Raw genomic sequence first — 18,016 nt, forward strand, 5'->3', positions numbered from 1 at the left:
CTCAATGCAGCCGGATCGTCGTGTTCACCGGGCCGGCCGTCGCGTCGTCGTCGAACCAGCGCGCGGTGACCGTCTTCGTCTGCGTGTAGAACTGCACGACCTGCTTGCCGTACGGGCCGAGATCGCCGAGCTTCGAGCCGCGCGAGCCGGTGAAGCTGAAGTAGGGCACCGGCACCGGGATCGGGATGTTGATGCCGACCTGGCCGATGTCGATCTCGCTCTGGAACTTGCGTGCGGCCGCGCCGCTCTGCGTGAACAGGCCCACGCCGTTGCCCATCGGGTTGCGGTTGACGAGCGCGATCGCTTCATCGAGCGTGTCGGCTTCGAGCACGACCACCACCGGCCCGAAGATTTCTTCCGTGTAGATCGACATGTCGGTCGTCACGCCCGAGAAGATCGTCGGGCCGACGAAGTTGCCCTGCTCGTAGCCGTTCACCTTCACGTCGCGGCCGTCGAGTTCGAGCTTCGCGCCCTCCTTCACGCCCGCGTCGATCAGCGACAGGATGCGTTCCTTCGCGGCCTTCGACACGACTGGCCCGACGTCCGTGCCGGCTTCCGCGCCCGCATTGACCTTCAGCGCCTTCGCCTTCTCGACGATGTCCGGCAGCCAGTCGCGCGCGTTGCCGACGAGCACCGCGACCGAGGTCGCCATGCAGCGCTGGCCGGCCGCGCCGAAGCCCGCACCGACGAGCGCGTTGATCGTCTGCTCGCGGTTCGCATCGGGCAGCACGACGGCGTGATTCTTCGCGCCCATCATCGACTGCACGCGCTTGCCGTGCGCGCTGCCGAGGTTGTACACGTGCGTGCCGACCGCCGTCGAACCGACGAACGAGATCGCCTTCACGAGCGGATGCGTGCAGATCGCGTCGACGACTTCCTTGCCGCCGTGCACGACGTTCAGTACCCCTTTCGGTACGCCGGCCTCGACCGCGAGCTCGACGAGTTCCATCGTCGACAGCGGGTCCTGCTCCGACGGCTTCAGCACGAACGTGTTGCCGCAGACGATCGCCATCGGGAACATCCACAGCGGAATCATCGCGGGGAAGTTGAACGGCGTGATGCCCGCGCACACGCCGAGCGGCTGGCGCAGCGTGTAGGTATCCACCCCGCCCGCGACGTTCTCCGCGAACTCGCCGAGCTGCAGCGAACCGATCGAGCACGCGTGCTCGACCACTTCGAGGCCGCGGAAGATGTCGCCTTCGGCATCGGGAATCGTCTTGCCCTGCTCGGCCGTCAGCGTCTTCGCGATGCGCTGCTGGTTCGTGCGCACGAGATCCTGGAACTTCAGCATGATGCGCATGCGCGCGGCGATCGGCGTGTTCTTCCACGTCGCGAAGGCGGTGTGCGCGGCCTGCACGGCCGCGTCGACTTCCGCGACGGTCGCGAACGGCACGCGCGCGAGCACCTGCTGTGTCGCCGGGTTGACGATGTCGCGCCACTCGTTCGTGGCGGACTCGACGAAGGCGCCGTCGATCAGCAGCTTGACCGTCGGCACGTCTTTCGAATTCGCGTTCATCGATCCTTTCTCCTGACAGAGGGCCGCGAAGCGCGACAGCGCCGCGCGGCCGGTTCAATTCGGCTGCGGGCGGCGGCCGCGACATGCGGCGCGCGCGGCCCGCGGTCACGTCACTTCAGTTCGGCGGCGAAATCCTCTTCCCAGTATTCGCCGGGCATCCGTTCACTTGCATCGTCACCGCGCTCGATCTCGCGGCGGCGCAATTCGACGCGGCGGATCTTCCCCGAAATCGTCTTCGGCAGCTCCGCGAACTGCAGGCGCCGAATGCGCTTGTACGGCGCGAGCTTCTCGCGCGAGAAGCGGAAGATGTCCAGCGCGAGTTCGGGGCTTTCCTCGTAGCCCTGCCGCAGCGTGATGAAGGTCTTCGGCACCGACAGCCGCACGGGGTCGGGGCTCGGCACGACGGCCGCCTCGGCGATCGCCGGATGCTCGATCAGCACGCTTTCGAGTTCGAACGGGCTCAGCCGGTAGTCGGACGACTTGAACACGTCGTCCGCGCGGCCGATGTACACGTAGTAACCGTCGTCGCGGCGCATCGCGATGTCCGACGTGCGGTAGTGGCCGTCGCGCATCGCGTAGGCAGTCGCGTCGGGGTTGTTTGCATAGCCTTTCATCAGCCCGACCGGGCGCGCGACGTCCGCCCCGATCGGCAGTGCAACCTCGCCTTCGGTCACGGGCGCGCCGTCCGGGTCGAGTAATTCGATCCGGTAGCCGGGCAGCGGCCGGCCCATCGAGCCCGCGACGACCGGCTGGCCCGGCGAGTTGCCGATCAGGCAGGTCGTTTCGGTCTGGCCGTACCCGTCGCGGATCGCGATCCCCCACGCCTTCTTCACACGCTCGATGATCTCGGGATTCAGCGGCTCGCCCGCACCGACGATCTCGCGCAGCTTCACGTCGAACGACGCGAGCGGCTGCTGCACGAGCATGCGCCACACGGTCGGCGGCGCGCACAGCGTCGTCACCTGGTATTTGACGAGCGCATCGAGCACGACCTTCGGCTCGAAACGCGCGTAGTTGAAAGCGAACACGCACGCCTGCGCGTTCCACGGCGCGAAGAAGCAGCTCCATGCGTGCTTCGCCCAGCCCGGCGAGCTGATGTTCCAGTGGATGTCGCCCGGCTGCAGGCCGACCCAGTACATCGTCGACAGATGGCCGACCGGATAGGTGCGGTGCGTATGCTCGACGAGCTTCGGCTTCGACGTCGTGCCCGACGTGAAGTACAGCAGCATCGCTTCGTTCGACTGCGTGACGGCGTCGGGGTTGAATGCCGCGCTCGCCGCATAGCCTTCGTTCATCGAGAGCCAGCCCGCGCGCGGCGCGCCGGCGACGATCTTCTGCGCGAGGCCGAGATCCGGCTGTTCGAATTTGGCGGCTTCGTTCTCGTCGACGATCGCGTATTTCGCGCCGCCGATCTGCACGCGGTCGCGCACGTCGTCGGGCGACAGTTGCGTGGTGGCAGGCAGGACGATCGCGCCGAGCTTCATCGCGGCGAGCATCGCGTCCCACAGCTCGACACGGTTCGGCAGCATCAGCAGGATCCGGTCGCCGCGCACGACGCCGATCGAACGCAGCCAGTTCGCGATCCGCGACGAGCGCTCGGACATCTGCGCGAACGAATACGGATCGCCCGTGCCGGTCGCCGCGTCGACGATCCACAGCGCGGGCTGGTCGTTGCCGCGCGCCATCGGGTCGAAGTAGTCGAGCGCCCAGTTGAATGCGTCGAGCACCGGCCACTCGAACTCGCGGTACGCGGTGTCGTAGTCGGTGCGGTGGCGCAGCAGAAAGTCGCGTGCGTCCAGGAATGCCTGTACCGTCATCGTGTCCTCCAGTCTCCGTGCCTCGTGCGGTCGACCCGCGTGAGCGCTTTACCGCTTACGTGGATCCCATGCCTTGGCAAGTCTCCATGCCTCACGGTCAACCGGGCATGCGCTGCAGCCCATGCCCGGTTGCCTCTGTTGCGGCGCACGGTCACGTCGTTGCGTGCCGCGTTCGCCGCGCTGCCCTCGTGCGCTGCGTGATGTCGTCGCCGGGATAACCGCCGCGGCTCAAAGCTGCCGCGCGATCACCATCCGCTGCACTTCGCTGGTGCCTTCGTAAATCTGCGTGATGCGCGCGTCGCGATAGTGACGCTCGACTTCGTAATCGACCAGGTAGCCGTAGCCGCCGTGGATCTGGATCGCGTCCGAGCACACGCGCTCGGCCATCTCCGATGCGAACAGCTTCGCCTGCGATGCTTCCGACAGGCACGGCAGCCCCGCCGTGCGCAGCTTCGCCGCGTGATGCACGAGCAGGCGCGCGGCGTTGATCTGCACGGCCATGTCGGCGAGCTTCTGCTGGATCGCCTGGTGCTCGGCGATCGGCTTGCCGAACTGCACGCGCTCGCCCGCATAGCGGCGCGCCTTGTCGAATGCGGCGCGCGCGATGCCGAGCGCCTGCGCGGCGATGCCGATGCGCCCGCCCTCGAGGTTCGACAGCGCGATCTTCAACCCTTCACCGCGATTGCCGAGCAGGTTCTCTTCCGGAATCGCGCAGTTCTCGAACGTGATCGGGCACGTATCCGACGCGCGGATGCCCATCTTCTTTTCGGGTTTGCCGACGATGAAGCCCGGCGTGTCGGTCGGCACCAGGAACGCGGAAATGCCGCGCTTGCCGGCTTCCGGGTCGGTCATGGCAAAAACGATCGCGACGCCCGCGCGCTGGCCGTTGGTCACGAACTGCTTCGCGCCGTTCAGCACCCATTTGCCGTCGCGCAGTTCCGCACGCGTGCGCAGGTTGTTCGCCTCGGAGCCGGCATGCGGCTCGGTCAGGCAGAACGCGCCGATCACGCGGCCGGCCGCCATGTCGGCCAGCCAGCGATCCTTCTGCGCGGGCGTGCCGAAGCCGAGGATCGGCCCGCAGCCGACCGAGTTGTGCACGCTCATCATCGTCGCGCACGCGGCGTCGCCGGCGGCGACCTCTTCCATCGCCAGCGCGTAGGCCACGTAGTCCGTATACGAGCCGCCCAGCTCCTGCGGCACGATCATCCCGAGCAGGCCGAGTTCGCCGAGCTGCGCGACGATCGCGTCGGGCAGGTGCGCATCGTGGTCCCACTGCGCGGCGTTCGGCGCCAGCATCTCGGTGGCAAACGCGCGCGCGGCGTCGCGGATCATCCGCTGGTCTTCGGTGTAAAGCTCGTCCATGGTGCTGCTGTCTCCCGCGGCCGCCGGGCGCGACCGTCCTTGCGTTTCGATGCAACAAGTGTAGGCAAGCAGGCGCGACTGTTCGATGCTCGCGTCGCTCATTTACACTGAGCGTTTTTGCCACACCGGCGGCACGGATGAAGCAGGAAGACAAGGGAACCGTCGCGATCAGCCTCGTCGCTTACAGCGTCGCGCTGGCCACGCGGCGCGGCGTCGCGGCCGAGCCGCTGCTCGCGCAGGCCGGCATCGCGCCCGCGCTGCTCGGGCAGCCGCGCGCCCGCGTGTCCGCGCAACAATACGGCGCGCTGTGGAACGCGATCGCGCGCACGCTCGACGACGAGTTTTTCGGGCAGGATCGCCACCCGATGCGCAGCGGCAGCTTCATCGCGATGAGCCAGGCGGCGCTGTCCGCGCGCGACGGCCTGCACGCGATGGCGCGCGCGGTGAATTTCATGCACTGCGTGCTCGACGACTTGCATGCGGAGCTCGACGCGAATCCGCAGCGCGTTCGGCTGCGCTTCGTGCACCGCAACAACGGCGCGACGCCCGCGATGTTCACGTACGCGACCTATTTCATCATCGTCTACGGGCTCACCTGCTGGCTGATCGGGCGGCGCATCCCGCTGCTGCATGCGAGCTTCCGCTGCGACACGCCGCCCGCCGACCACGAATACCCGTCGATGTTCTGTGACGACATGCGCTTCAACGAGCCCGATTCGTATGTCGATTTCGATCCCGAATTCGCGACGCTGCCGGTCGTGCAGAACGCAAAGACGCTGAAGACGTTCCTGCGCAACGCGCCGGCGAGCTTCATCGTCAAGTACCGCAACCCGAACGCGCTCGCGCAGCGCGTGCGCGCGGTGCTGCGCGGAATGCCGCCCGCCGCGTGGCCGGGCGCGGGCGGGATGGCCGCGCGGCTGCACGTGGCCGAGGCGACGCTGCGCCGCAAGCTGCACCAGGAAGGCCACGCATACCAGTCGATCAAGGACACGCTGCGGCGCGATCTCGCGTTCGAGGCGCTGGCCGACCCCGCGCGCACGATCGCCGACGTCGCGGCTGCCACCGGTTTCGCGGAACCGAGCGCGTTCTACCGCGCGTTCCGCAAATGGAGCGGGCGCAGCCCGGCCGACTATCGCGACGAAGTGCTCGCGCGGGGCGGCGGCGCGAGCTGAAACCGGCCGGCACGGCCGTCGCTTCGCGCTTTGTGCCGAAACCGCCTAATCTTTAAGCATCGGGCTCACGCCCTTTCCGCCAGCCGGACGGCACGCGGCCGCGCGCCGCCCGGACGCCGCGATGCACTTTCACCGTCACGGGCCACCGTCGGCGCCTGCCACGCCCGGCGGCCACCCTCGTCACCCGCTGTCCGCGCGGGTCGCACGCGCTGCGCTGTTCGCGGCGCTGCTCGTCGTGTGTGCCGCTCTCGCTGCACCGTCGCCTGCCGAAGCGCCCGCCGCCGCCCGCCCGGTGGTCGTGATCCCGATCAACGGCGCGATCGGCCCGGCCAGCGCCGATTTCATCGTGCGCTCGCTCGACCGCGCGGCCCGCCAGCACGCGCCGCTCGCGATCCTGCAGCTCGACACGCCCGGCGGCCTCGACACGTCGATGCGGCAGATCATCAAGGCCATCCTCGGCTCGCCGGTGCCGGTCGCCGCGTTCGTCGCGCCCGGCGGCGCGCGGGCCGCGAGCGCGGGCACCTATATCGTCTATGCGAGCCACTTCGCGGCGATGGCGCCCGGCACCAATCTCGGCGCGGCGTCGCCCGTGCAGTTCGGCATCGGCGGCGCCGCGCCGCCGGGCGGGAACCCCGCTACCCCGAAGGCGCCGGCCGGCACCCCGGGGGCGTCAGGGGCGTCCGAGGCGGTCGCCACGCAGGCCGCGCTGCCAAACGACACGCAGTCGACCGAGATCCGCAAGGCGCTACAGGACGCCTCCGCGTATATCCGCGGCCTCGCGCAGTTGCGCGGGCGCAATGCCGAGTGGGCCGAGCGCGCGGTGCGCGAGGCCGTGAGCCTGTCGGCGAACGAGGCGCGCGCGCAGCATGTGGTCGACCTGATCGCTCAGGATCCCGCCGACCTCGCTCGCCAGCTCGACGGCCACGCCGTGACCACCACCGCCGGCACGGTGCGGCTCGCGACCGCGCATGCGCCGCTCGTCGTGGTCGAGCCCGACTGGCGCAGCCGCTTCCTGGCGATCATCGCCGACCCGAACGTCGCGCTGATCCTGCTGACGATCGGCATCTACGGCCTGTTCTTCGAGTTCGCGAACCCCGGCTTCGTGCTGCCGGGCGTCGTCGGCACGATCTGCCTGCTGGTCGGGCTGTTCGCGATGCAGTTGCTGCCGATCAGCTATGCGGGCCTCGGCCTCGTGCTGCTCGGTCTCGGCTGCCTGGTCGCCGAGGCGTTCCTGCCGACCTTCGGCGTGCTCGGCTTCGGCGGGATCGTGTCGTTCACGATCGGCGCGCTGATGCTGATCGACACCGACGTGCCCGGCTACGGGATTCCGTGGCCCGTGATCGCGAGCCTCGCGCTCGGCGGCGGGCTGCTCGTCGCGGGCGTATCGAGCGTCGCCCTGCGCGCGCGCCGCCGCCCGGTCGTGACGGGCGCCGAGGCGATGGTCGGCAGCATCGGCGAGGTGCTCGACGACGGCCTGCTGGCCGACCAGCCGCACGGTGCAGCCGGCGCCGCGCCGTCCGCCGCGGGCTGGGTGCGCGTGCATGGCGAGCGCTGGCGCGTCGCGAGCAGCGTACCGCTCGCCGCGGGCTGCCGCGTGCGTGTCACCGGCCGCCACGGCTTGCTGCTCACCGTCGCGCCGCTCTACGACGTGCCGACGCAGGAACAACAACACCAGGGAGAACCAACATGATGGGTTACACGTTCGGCTTCAGCAGCGTCCTGATCGTCTTCGTCGTGGTGCTCGTAGCATCGTCGATCCGCATCTTCCGCGAATACGAGCGCGGCGTCGTGTTCATGCTCGGCCGGTTCTGGAAGGTAAAGGGGCCGGGGCTCGTGCTGATCATCCCGATCGTCCAGCAGGTCGTGCGGATCGACCTGCGCACCGTCGTGTTCGACGTGCCGCCGCAGGACGTGATCACGCGCGACAACGTGTCGGTCAAGGTGAATGCCGTCGTGTATTTCCGCGTCGTCGATCCGGAGAAGGCCGTGATCCAGGTCGCGCGCTTCTTCGACGCGACGAGCCAGCTCTCGCAGACGACGCTGCGTTCGGTGCTGGGCAAGCACGACCTCGATGCGCTGCTCGCCGAGCGCGAACAGTTGAACGCCGATATCCAGAAGACGCTCGACGCGCAGACCGACGCGTGGGGGATCAAGGTGTCGACGGTCGAGATCAAGCACGTCGACCTCAACGAAACGATGATCCGTGCGATCGCGCGGCAGGCCGAGGCCGAGCGCGAGCGGCGCGCGAAGGTGATTCACGCGGAAGGCGAATTGCAGGCGTCGGAGAAGCTGTTGCAGGCCGCGCAGCGGCTTGCGCTGCAGCCGCAGGCAATGCAGTTGCGCTACCTGCAGACGCTGACGACGATCGCGGCCGACAAGAACTCGACGATCGTGTTTCCGCTGCCGATCGATCTGCTGGGGGCGTTGCTGGAGCGGTTGGGGGGGAAGCGGGAGGGGTGAGGCAGACATTCGGATACGCCGGGACCCGCAGGGCGAGGGACGACACGCGTCGACAGCGACCGGCGCAACCTCATCTGCCAAATGGTATGGAAGATGGCAGTTCGCGCTCCGATGGCGTATACAACGAGATCCGCATGCATGGCAGTACGGATCAACGATGGGCAAGACTCGGACAAGGAAGACGGTATCGGCGACGCCAACCAGGGCCTATGCCAAGGTGGCCCTCAGTGCCGAGGAAACACTGCATCGACTATGGCAACGCGGCCTGCGCATCGACGATCGCCCCGCGAATTTGCGAATGCTTCGGTCGATCGGCCATTTCCGGCTGCTGGTCTACATGCGCCGGTTTCAGAACCCCGCCACCAAGCGGTTCTGGCCTCGAACCCGTTTCTCCGACGTCGTTGAACTCTACGCATTCGATCGACGCCTGCGCTCGGTCACGATGGACGCGGTCGAGCGCATCGAGGTTGCGTTGCGCGCCGCACTGAGCAATCCCCTCGCAATCGACTACGGCAGCCACTGGTATGTCGAGCGGGACCGTTTCGCCGACCTGCGCCACTACGCGCGCATTCTGGATCAGATCGCCCGGGAATGCGAAACGCGGAAAGGCTCGGCACTGACTCACTATTATCGAACCTACGCCAGTCCCGACCTGCCTCCGATCTGGCTGGTCTGCGAGCGGTTGAGCCTGGGCGCGTTGTCCCGTATCTTCAGTGCACTCTCGACTCGCGACCGCAAGATCGCCGGGCGCCACGTGTGGCCGGACATCCCGGATACGGTGCTCACCAGTTGGCTGCAATCGCTCACCGACTTGCGCAACGCGTGCGCTCACCACGCCCGGCTCTGGGGAATGAAGCTGACGGTATCGCCCCCCGCCAAGCCAGCCGGGCGAAGTCTTGTCCGATATGCCCCGGAAATGACCCGCCCCGAGACGTTCTACGCCCGCGCGACGATGATGAGGGCCCTGCTCGACCCGCTCGGTCATGGCGGCGAATGGCGCGAAGCCTTGCGAGCAACGTTGACGGGGTGTGAGCACGTGGACCCGGCGACACATCTCGGCTTCACGACCGATTGGCATTCGACGCCAGCGTGGCAGTGAGTTCAGGGCGGATGCAACGCGCCGCACCGTTTTCGGCGCGAGGCCTTTTGACATCCCGTCGATACTTCGCTAGCATCGTCGATGAAAATGCTGGGGACGCCTCTCGACGATGCGCAATACTTCAGACGGCAAAAGGACGCGCAAGCGTCCTTTTTTATTGCCAGGCCTGCTCCCTGTTCCCCGCCATTCCCGGACGCGAGGCCGCGGCGGCCCGGCGCCCAGCGCACGTCAAGCCAGCAGCTTGCGCTCGGTCTTGCCGTACTTGATCGACTTCTCGTCCGGGATCATCAGGCCCGTGTGCTCGTCGCGGCCCTGCAGCAGGAAGCGCGCGTCCGACTGGCCGATCTGTTCGGCCGCGAGTTTGCTGTCTGCGCCGATCTCGCCCTTCTTCATCCGGTTGACGATCACGCCGGCCGCGGTGTCCTTGAAGTCGCGCAGCATCCACGCGTCGCCGTCGCTGTCGCCGAACACCAGCAGCGGGCCGTAGCCCTTCTTCGACGCGAGGACGTTGCGGATGCCCACCGTCTTGCCGGGCCCCCAGTTGAAATGCCAGCCGGCCGGATACGTGCTCGTGTACTTGCCGTCCCGCATGTCGAGACGCAAGCCGATCACGTTCCCGGGCGGCACGCCGTAGCCATAGTTCGGATTGCCGGCGAACACACGCACGACATCGTCGAGCGATGCCGTGCTGACGTACACATCGATGCCGTTCGCGCGCAGCGTATGCATCACCGCGCGGATTTCCTCATGAATGCGAATGCCGTGGAAATGCGTGTCGGCCACCACGCCGGCCTTGCCCGGCAGCGTCTTCGGGCTTTCGTAGCGGACCTTGCGCAACGCGTCGCCGATGCCGTAGTTGTTCGACGCTTCCGCCATCGCCTGCAGCTCGGCGGTCGTCATATTCTTGTAGAAATAGATGATCCACTTGTAGCCGATCTCGAGCGGATGCGTGTCGCAGATCGCGTCGTACATGAAGTACAGCTTCGCGCGGAAATCCTTGAACTGATCGGTCTCGCGAATCTCGTCGAGGCTCTTGTCGCCGCCGAATCCCTGGTAGTTCGCGTAGAGCCAGCGATAGTCGGATTCGATGTCGGCCGCGAGGTCTTCCATCGTCACCGGCTTGCCGTCAACCGTCGCGTAGTCCTTCATGAAGGCGCCCTTCGGCACGTCCTTCCACATCACGTCGACGAATTCGGCCGGCGTCAGCTTGTACTGCAGATGGTTGATCTGGTACATCAGCAACGCCTCTTCGCAGTCGTTCATGATGCACGTGTTGTCCCAGTCGAACACCGCGTACGGGCGGCGCTTGTCGTCGTAGTGCGCGCTCGCGACGCCATGCTGGTCGAGCACCGCCTGAAGGCGCGCGGCGTTGAACGGCGACCAGCGGCCCGGGTCCAGCGCATCCGGCACGGCTGCGCTCTTCGCGCCGGCCGTGCCGGCCTTGAGCATCAGCGATGTCGCGGCGGTCGCCGCGGCAAGGGTATTCATGAACTGGCGGCGTTGCATGGTCTCTCTCCCTGGAAATGTCGAATCGGTTTCAGTCGCTATCCCGCGCGGCTCACCGCGCACCGGCCGCCGATCGGCGCGGCGAAGCCGGGACGGCTCCGAACCGGGGGCGAATGATGTGACGAAATTATTTCGGCAATTTGACAGTGTCACGTCGCGACACGACGGGGAGTTGATCCGGCGCGACATGTCGCACCGTCACAAGGCGGCCGCGCGCGCGGCCATCCGGGCCGGCGCGGCAGACGGCTCGTGACGATCCCGGCCTGTGTCCCCGACCCGGATGGGTGCGCAGGGGGCCGTCCGGCCCACTCTCCGGAAATCTAGAGTTTCCACTCCACTTCGGCCCTTCATTAGGAGAAGTCCTCATCTCCGGGGGGCTGGCGCGCGTCCCGGAACCGTCTATGATCATTACATCGTTCAATGACACATTAAATGCTGACTGAATAACCCGCGGCGGTGACGCCGGCGGGCGCATTCCGGATCAGCGCCCCCCAACGGAGACGCATCATGTCCGACCACCACCCGCTGCCGGAAGTCCTCCTCGACGAGCTGCCGCAATTCCGCGCGGTCCAGCAGCTGGCATATCGCTGCGTCGAAACCGTCGGCGCGATGCTCTACCCCGGCATCACCGAAAAGGAAGCCGCGCGCCTGCTGACCGAATGGCTGCAGGACAACGGCGTGCATGACTGGCTGCACAAACCGTTCGCGTGGTTCGGCGACCGCACCGCGTTCGAGGGTTTCTCGGGCCTCAAGCACATGGGCGGCTTCAATCTCGCGTTCTTCCCGAGCAACCGGCAGCTCGAAACCGACATGCCGGTGATCCTCGACGTCGCGCCGGTGCTCGACGGCATCGTGGCCGACGTCGGCTACGCGCACTGCCTCGGCCGCAACCCGATCCTCGAACAGCTGCAGGACGACCTGATGGATCATCGCGACATGATCGTGCGGCTCGTGAAGGCACGCCGACCGATGGCCGAGGTCGCGCAGGAAGTCGACGCGCTGTGCCGCCGCCAGGGCGTCGAGCCGCGCCACAAGGCCTATCCGTTCAAGGTGCTCGCGCATCGCGTCGCGAAGATCCACAAGCTGTCGAAGCCGCGCTTCGTCGCGCGCTTCGGGCTGAACGCGACGCGCAACCTGTTGCTCGACCAGGGCCGCGCGGCGAAACAGCAAGGCTGGTCGCCGCTGTGGTCGATCGACCGCCGCTCCGAGCATGCGCCGGTGCCGGGCCTGTGGGCCGTCGAGCCGCATCTCGGCTTCGCCGGCGTCGGCGCGAAATTCGAAGAGCTGCTCGTCATCACCGAAGACGACGCGTACTGGCTCGACGAAGACCTGCCGCACGTGCGCCGCTGGCAGCGCCGCCAGGCCGAGCGCACGCAGGCCGTCGCGACCGTGCCGGCCGCCGCCTGACCCGAACGCGCCCTTCTTCCCGACTCCCTGAACGACGGACTCACGATGCAGCCTCTTTCCGACGAAGCGCCGCTGGCCCTGTTCGAATCAGTTCATAGCGAAACGGCGGTCGCCTCCGGCGACCTGACGCTCGCGGTCAAGACCTGGGGCGACCCGGCCCGCTCGCCGGTCGTGCTCGTACACGGCTATCCCGACGACAGCAGCGTCTGGCAGCACGTCGCGCCGCTGCTCGCGCGCAAGCAGTACGTGATCGCATACGACGTGCGCGGCGCGGGCCTGTCCGGCGTGCCGAAGCGCACGGCCGACTACCACCTCGCGAAGCTGACCGACGACTTCGTCGCGGTGATCGACGCGCTGTGCCCCGGCCGCGCCGTGCACCTGGTCGCGCACGACTGGGGCTCGATCCAGGGTTGGGAATTCGTCACCGATCCGCGCCTCGCCGGCCGCATCGCGTCGTACACGTCGTGCTCGGGGCCGTGCCTCGACCATGTCGGCTTCTGGCTGCGCGAACGCGTGCTGCGCCCGACGCCCGCGTCGCTCGGCAAGCTCGGCGGCCAGCTCGTGCGGTCGTGGTACGTGTACCTGTTCCACCTGCCGTTCATCCCCGAGCTCGGCTGGCGGCTGTGGCTCGGCCGCGCGTGGCCCCGCCTGCTGCGCCGGCTCGAGAAAACGCCCGCCGCGCCGCGCCCGACGCAGGCCGACGACGGCGCGCGCGGCGTGCGCCTCTATCGCGCGAACTTCATCCGCTGCCTGTTCGCGCCGCGCGAACGCTACGCGCATGCGCCGGTGCAGACGATCGTGCCGCTCGGCGACAAATACGTGAGCCCGGCACTGTCCGAGAACCTGTCGCGCTGGGTGCCGCAGTACTACCGTCGTGAAGTCGCGGCCGGCCACTGGCTGCCGCTCGCCGATCCGACACGCTTCGCGGCGCTCGCCGGGCAACTGATCGACGCGGTCGAATCGGGCAACGAACCGCCCGCGCTCGCGAACGCGCGCCGCCGCGCCACGAGCGGCCGCTTCAGCGGCAAGGTCGCGGTGGTGACCGGCGCGGGCAGCGGGATCGGCCGCTGCGCGGCGCTCGCGTTCGCCCGCGAAGGCGCGACGATCGTCGCGTGCGACATCGATCTCGCGAGCGCGGAACGCACCGCGCTGCTGATCGGGCTGACCGGTGCGCAAGCGCACGCGAAGCGGGTCGACGTCGGGTCCGCCGATGAAATGGAAGCACTGGCGACGTGGGTCGGCAGCGAACTCGGCGGCGCGGACGTCGTGATCAACAACGCGGGCATCGGCATGGCCGGCGGCATCCTCGACACGAGCACGCGGCACTGGGAGCGCATCCTGCACGTGAACCTGTGGGGCGTGATCCACGGCTCGCGGCTGTTCGCGCAGCAGATGGCCGCGCGCGGCACCGGCGGGCACATCGTCAACACCGCATCGGCCGCCGCGTTCGGGCCGTCGCGCGACCTGCCCGCGTATGCGACGACGAAGGCCGCCGTGCTGATGCTCAGCGAATGCATGCGCGCGGAGCTCGCGGAAAAAGGCATCGGCGTGACGGCCGTGTGCCCCGGCTTCGCGGAGACCGGAATCATGGCGTCGACGCAATACGCGGGCGCCAACGCACAGGACGAAGCGCGGCTGCGCAAGCGCGCGACGAAGCTGTACCAGATGCGCGGCCTGAAACCCGAAGCCGTCGCGCAGGCGATGGTCGACGGCGTGCTGCGCAACCGCCCCGTCGTCGCGGTCGGCGGCGAGGCGCACGCGATGCGCTTCGTCGGCCGCTTCATGCCGTGGCTCGGCCGGATGATCGCCCGCGTCAGCATGGCATCGCATTGACGGCGCACGACGCCGCACAGGGAGACACAGATGACCGATACCGCCGACTATCATAAGATCAAGGCCCGGCACGTGAAGTTCGACTTCAGCGACACGCCGATTACCTGGGTGCCGAACGACCCGGGCAGCACGCACATCATCAACACGCTGAACCTGCTGTTCCCGGAAGGCGAGCTGTGGTTCTGCCGCGTGTACAACAAGGCGTTGCCGCTGATCACCGATGCGCGCCTGCGCGACGAGGCCGAAGGTTTCCTGCGGCAGGAAGCCGTGCATTCGCGTTCGCACGGCGGCGTGCTCAAGCACTACTACGACCGGCACGGGATCGACACGAAACCGTTCACGCAGAAGCTCAATCGCCTCTTCACGCGCGTGCTCGGCGAACAGCCGCTCGGGCTGAAGATCGGCCACACGCGCTTCTGGCTGCGCCAGCAGCTCGCGGTGATCGCGTCGCTCGAGCATTTCTTCGGCTATCTCGGCAACTGGGTGCTCAATGCACACGGGCTCGACGAAGGAAAGGCCGACCCGACGATGGTCGACCTGCTGCGCTGGCACGGCGCGGAGGAAGTCGAGCACCGCACGGTCGCGTTCGACATCTACCGGCACCTGGGCGGCACCTATCCGGAGCGCTGCGTGCACATGGCGTTCGTGATCCTGCTGCTGCTCTACTACATCACGACGGGCGCGAAGTTCATGTACCGGCGCGACCCGGCCGCCGGCCGCTACCCGGGGTTCGTGCTCGCGTGGTGGCAAGGCTCGCGGCGCGGGCACCTGCCGTCGTTCTGGAAGGTGATCGGCGCGGCGCTGCGCTATTTCAAGCCGAGCTATACGCCGCACCACGAAGGCTCGACCGAACAGGCGCTCGCCTATCTCGCCCGCTCGCCGGCCGCGCAGGCGGCCGCGCACGGCGGCAACTGGGGTACGACGAAGGGCGCCTGACCGGGTTTCCTGCCGGCTCGGCGGGCGGCGCCCGCCGAAATGCGTACAATCGCGGCTTCAATTTCCCGGAGGTGCCGCGATGGCCATGAAGAAAACCGATCTCGAAAAGAACAAGGCGCTCAAGCTGACGCACGCGCTGAAGCAATCCAGCTCCGCGCGTTTCGGCAAGGGTGCCGAAGACACCGCCAAGCTCGACCGCCGCGCGCAGCGCAAGCTCGACCAGGAACAGGGCCTCGTGCCGTTCGCCTGCAAGCTCAACGCAGAACTCGTCGAACAGCTCAAGGCACGTGCGGCCACGCACCCGGAAGGGATGACGGGCCTGCTGTCCGAACTGCTCGTGAACGGGCTCGCGCAACGCGACGCGTGAACGCCACGTATCTCGAAATAGCCGTTGACATCGCTGCGCGGCAACGACACACTCATTCGCATGCCTATGCTCAAGCCAGTCGCCATCGCGAATAAAAACCGAGTGAACGCCCATGCGTGGCGGTCACCGGAGGCGCTTGTGCGTTAGCATCGAGATTCAGTTGCGCATGTCACAAGGCCTCGCCGGAAACGGATGAGGCCTTTTTGTTTTGGTGCGCGTCATCCCGCCCGGCTCAACGGATGGAGATGACGATGGACCAAGCAAGCCGGCTGGTTGTCTGCCCCGATCGGTGCCGCACCGATGCGATCGCATTGCCGCGGGTCGTGATGCAATTCACGGTCGCGCCGCGCGAGACGCTGACATGGTGCGCGCAAAACGACGCCGAGATTCGCGTGCACGACGCGACGCTGTGGGTCACGCGGCTGGGCAGCGTCGACGATTACTGGATACGAACCGGCGACGTGCTGCGCGTGCGGCGCGGCGATCGCATCTGGATGAGCACCGACGACGACCGTCCGGTCGAAGCATCGATCACGACCGCGTACGCGATGAGTCGCGGCGCGTGGCTCGCGCATGCGCTCGCGCGAATGCGCAGCTTGCTACTTGAACGAAGTCGAAGTCGATCATGACGAACGCACCGCTACGCACGCCATGCAGGTACGCAGCGGCACCACGAAATGCCGGGCACGCTCGTCGATGCATCGCGCTCGACTATCCCGAAAATTATCGTTGACAACGCCGTTCCACGCAGACAAACTCGTTCGCATGCCTACGTACACGCTCATCGCCGCCGCGATTCATTTCTCGATGAACATTCGAAAGAATGGTTCACGGGAGGCGCGTGTGCGTTAGCAGTCGAGCAGTACCGCATGTCACACAAGGCCTCACCGGAAACGGATGAGGCCTTTTTGTTCTGGTGCGCGTCATCCGTCCGGCTCACTGAATGGAGAAGACGATGGACCAGGCAAGCCCGCTGTTTGACCGTCCCGATCGGCGCTGCGCCGGCACGATCGCGTTACCGACTGTCGTGATCCGTTTCCCGGTCGCGCCGCGTACGACGCTGACGTGGCGCGCGCCGCGGGACGCGGAACTCCGCGCGTATGGCGCGGCGCTGTGGGTCACGCGCCCGCCGTGCGTCGACGACTACTGGGTGCGGCCCGGCGACGTGCTGCGCATCGCACGCGGCGAGCGCATCTGGCTCGGCACCGACGCCGACCGGTCGGCCGAAGCCACGCTCACGACGGCATACGTGCGTCGCGGCGAGCGCTTCCGGCGCATGCTCGCGCAAGTGCAACGTTTGCTCTTCGGGGCAGGGAGAACGAGTGGATGAGCGACGCGCCGTCAGGCACGCGAGACGCGGAACGGCCGCGACCGAAAACGGACGCACCCGCGGCGTAACGCGCCGCAGGTGCGCATCGAATGACGCGGCACGCCGGTGCGTGCCGCGACCGATCGCGCGCCGTGCGCAGCGACGGGATGCAGCAGGTGCATCAGGTGCTGGCGGCGAGACGCGGGCCCGTGCTTCGTGGAGTGGACTCGAGGTCGGGACGTTGCGCTGCCTGCGAGGTCACCCACGGATCGATGCCCTGCTTCTGCACCTCTTCCAGGAATGACACACGTGTGCGCCAGTAATCCGCTTGTAATTTCGCGTCGATGACGCGCTGTTCGGCAGCGAACAGTTCCATGCGCGCCGTCACGAGCATCGACGCAGCGGTTTTTTCCGGCGTGGGGGCGTGTCGCATCGCCCAACGGCTGATCCAGTTCAACATGCTGACCTCCGTGATTACGGACGAACCCGCATCGGGCAATCGCAAGCGGCCGTGCCTGCCCGAACACGCAACGGCCTTGACCGCACTTCACCGCCCGGCCTGCACGGACTGCGACTCCCCCGCGTCGGCAATTACCGGCCGGCGTGTGCATGCGCGGTGTATCTATCCTAGAAAGACTTGCCGGTTTATGCGATGGGGTCTTGCAATCTTTTACACAGAAACCACAGTCGCCCCGGCATCACGAAATGACAGTTGCGGACGGGACGGCTTCGGCGCACGATAGCCCGATCTCTGCACCCGCCTGGACTGACGAATGGCCGCCGCACGCCGCTGCCGGGCATCCGTACCGGCCGCGCACGTGCATTCGCGCACCCGCGCTGCCTGCACCGCGTTCGTGCAGCATGCGGGCGCTCCGTTTCAGTCGGATGTCATCCCGCACCGGCCACGCGCGATACACCGCGCGTGCCGTCTTGCATGCCGTTGCGCGCGCATCGGCCGGCGTGGTTCGCGCATCCCGCTCCCGTTTCAGCCATTTCTTCCGGCCTGCTCCGCCCGAACCGGTAAAATGCGCGCCTTCGTCGCGCGGCCGGGCTGCCAGACCGTTCGCGCGCAGGCAGCCGATCGATCTGTCGATCGTGCCCTCCAACTATATCGTCCGAGCTATCCGCGCTATTACAATCCGCCGATAGCCGGGCAATAGTGGCTGGTTACAGTACGCCGGCCGCGCTGCCTTTACAACAATTCGGCACAACAAGCAACACGACAACCGACC

At 67.3% G+C, this 18,016-nt stretch carries 16 protein-coding genes; 10 read left to right on the forward strand and 6 right to left on the reverse strand.

The genetic code is table 11. The annotated features are described in order from the left end of the window. Window position 1: 1 nt before the first annotated feature. The 3 genes from CFB50_RS29680 to CFB50_RS29690 form a co-directional block, all read right to left on the reverse strand. Window positions 2–1,516 carry a CoA-acylating methylmalonate-semialdehyde dehydrogenase gene (locus tag CFB50_RS29680; protein WP_089448150.1) on the reverse strand — a complete coding sequence of 505 codons (1,515 nt, stop codon included), beginning with the start codon at window positions 1,514–1,516 and terminating at the stop codon, window positions 2–4. A 110-nt stretch (window positions 1,517–1,626) separates the two neighbouring features. Beyond that, complete coding sequence (locus tag CFB50_RS29685; protein WP_089448151.1) at window positions 1,627–3,333, reverse strand: AMP-binding protein; 1,707 nt, start codon at window positions 3,331–3,333, stop codon at window positions 1,627–1,629. Window positions 3,334–3,561: 228 nt separating this feature from the next. Beyond that, window positions 3,562–4,695: an acyl-CoA dehydrogenase family protein gene (locus tag CFB50_RS29690; RefSeq protein WP_023477775.1), complete on the reverse strand. Its 1,134-nt coding sequence runs from the start codon at window positions 4,693–4,695 to the stop codon at window positions 3,562–3,564. A gap of 137 nt (window positions 4,696–4,832) precedes the next feature. Between CFB50_RS29690 and CFB50_RS29695 the strand changes: the two genes are divergently transcribed. The 4 genes from CFB50_RS29695 (at window position 4,833) to CFB50_RS29710 (ending at window position 9,426) form a co-directional block, all read left to right on the forward strand. Next, window positions 4,833–5,867: an AraC family transcriptional regulator gene (locus CFB50_RS29695; RefSeq protein WP_011354321.1), complete on the forward strand. Its 1,035-nt coding sequence runs from the start codon at window positions 4,833–4,835 to the stop codon at window positions 5,865–5,867. A 121-nt stretch (window positions 5,868–5,988) separates the two neighbouring features. Then, window positions 5,989–7,557 carry an NfeD family protein gene (locus CFB50_RS29700; RefSeq protein WP_089448152.1) on the forward strand — a complete coding sequence of 523 codons (1,569 nt, stop codon included), beginning with the start codon at window positions 5,989–5,991 and terminating at the stop codon, window positions 7,555–7,557. Next, the gene (locus CFB50_RS29705) at window positions 7,554–8,327 is read left to right on the forward strand and encodes a slipin family protein (protein WP_069252273.1); all 774 of its coding nucleotides are present in this window, start codon (window positions 7,554–7,556) and stop codon (window positions 8,325–8,327) included. Before CFB50_RS29700 ends, CFB50_RS29705 begins: the two co-directional genes overlap by 4 nt. 157 nt (window positions 8,328–8,484) lie before the next feature. Next, window positions 8,485–9,426 carry an Abi family protein gene (locus tag CFB50_RS29710; protein WP_089448153.1) on the forward strand — a complete coding sequence of 314 codons (942 nt, stop codon included), beginning with the start codon at window positions 8,485–8,487 and terminating at the stop codon, window positions 9,424–9,426. 228 nt (window positions 9,427–9,654) lie between these two features. Here CFB50_RS29710 and CFB50_RS29715 read toward each other — a convergent pair whose 3' ends face one another. Beyond that, window positions 9,655–10,932 carry a haloacid dehalogenase-like hydrolase gene (locus tag CFB50_RS29715; protein ID WP_089448154.1) on the reverse strand — a complete coding sequence of 426 codons (1,278 nt, stop codon included), beginning with the start codon at window positions 10,930–10,932 and terminating at the stop codon, window positions 9,655–9,657. A gap of 507 nt (window positions 10,933–11,439) precedes the next feature. Here CFB50_RS29715 and CFB50_RS29720 point away from each other — a divergent pair. The 6 genes from CFB50_RS29720 (at window position 11,440) to CFB50_RS29745 (ending at window position 16,805) form a co-directional block, all read left to right on the forward strand. Further along, on the forward strand, window positions 11,440–12,339 hold the full coding sequence (locus CFB50_RS29720; RefSeq protein ID WP_089448155.1) for a M24 family metallopeptidase: 900 nt from the start codon (window positions 11,440–11,442) through the stop codon (window positions 12,337–12,339). A gap of 45 nt (window positions 12,340–12,384) precedes the next feature. Continuing rightward, window positions 12,385–14,172 carry an SDR family oxidoreductase gene (locus CFB50_RS29725; protein ID WP_089448156.1) on the forward strand — a complete coding sequence of 596 codons (1,788 nt, stop codon included), beginning with the start codon at window positions 12,385–12,387 and terminating at the stop codon, window positions 14,170–14,172. Window positions 14,173–14,202: 30 nt separating this feature from the next. After that, window positions 14,203–15,108, forward strand: a complete 906-nt coding sequence (locus CFB50_RS29730; RefSeq protein WP_069252278.1) for a metal-dependent hydrolase — start codon at window positions 14,203–14,205, stop codon at window positions 15,106–15,108. Window positions 15,109–15,187: 79 nt separating this feature from the next. Then, window positions 15,188–15,475 (forward strand): hypothetical protein, encoded by a 288-nt coding sequence (locus tag CFB50_RS29735; protein WP_089448157.1) that lies wholly within the window; start codon window positions 15,188–15,190, stop codon window positions 15,473–15,475. 251 nt (window positions 15,476–15,726) lie between these two features. Then, the gene (locus tag CFB50_RS29740; protein ID WP_089448158.1) at window positions 15,727–16,104 is read left to right on the forward strand and encodes a DUF2917 domain-containing protein; all 378 of its coding nucleotides are present in this window, start codon (window positions 15,727–15,729) and stop codon (window positions 16,102–16,104) included. A 326-nt stretch (window positions 16,105–16,430) separates the two neighbouring features. Beyond that, entirely contained in the window at window positions 16,431–16,805 is a 375-nt protein-coding gene (locus CFB50_RS29745) for a DUF2917 domain-containing protein (protein WP_069253023.1), read from the forward strand. 160 nt (window positions 16,806–16,965) lie between these two features. Here CFB50_RS29745 and CFB50_RS29750 read toward each other — a convergent pair whose 3' ends face one another. Beyond that, entirely contained in the window at window positions 16,966–17,244 is a 279-nt protein-coding gene (locus CFB50_RS29750) for a hypothetical protein (RefSeq protein WP_011354312.1), read from the reverse strand. A gap of 238 nt (window positions 17,245–17,482) precedes the next feature. Then, window positions 17,483–17,890, reverse strand: coding sequence for a hypothetical protein (locus CFB50_RS40265; RefSeq protein WP_256979342.1), 408 nt, complete (start codon window positions 17,888–17,890; stop codon window positions 17,483–17,485). Window positions 17,891–18,016: the final 126 nt, after the last annotated feature.

The organism is Burkholderia sp. AU33423 (assembly GCF_002223135.1).
In the GTDB taxonomy this organism is placed as follows: domain Bacteria; phylum Pseudomonadota; class Gammaproteobacteria; order Burkholderiales; family Burkholderiaceae; genus Burkholderia; species Burkholderia lata_D.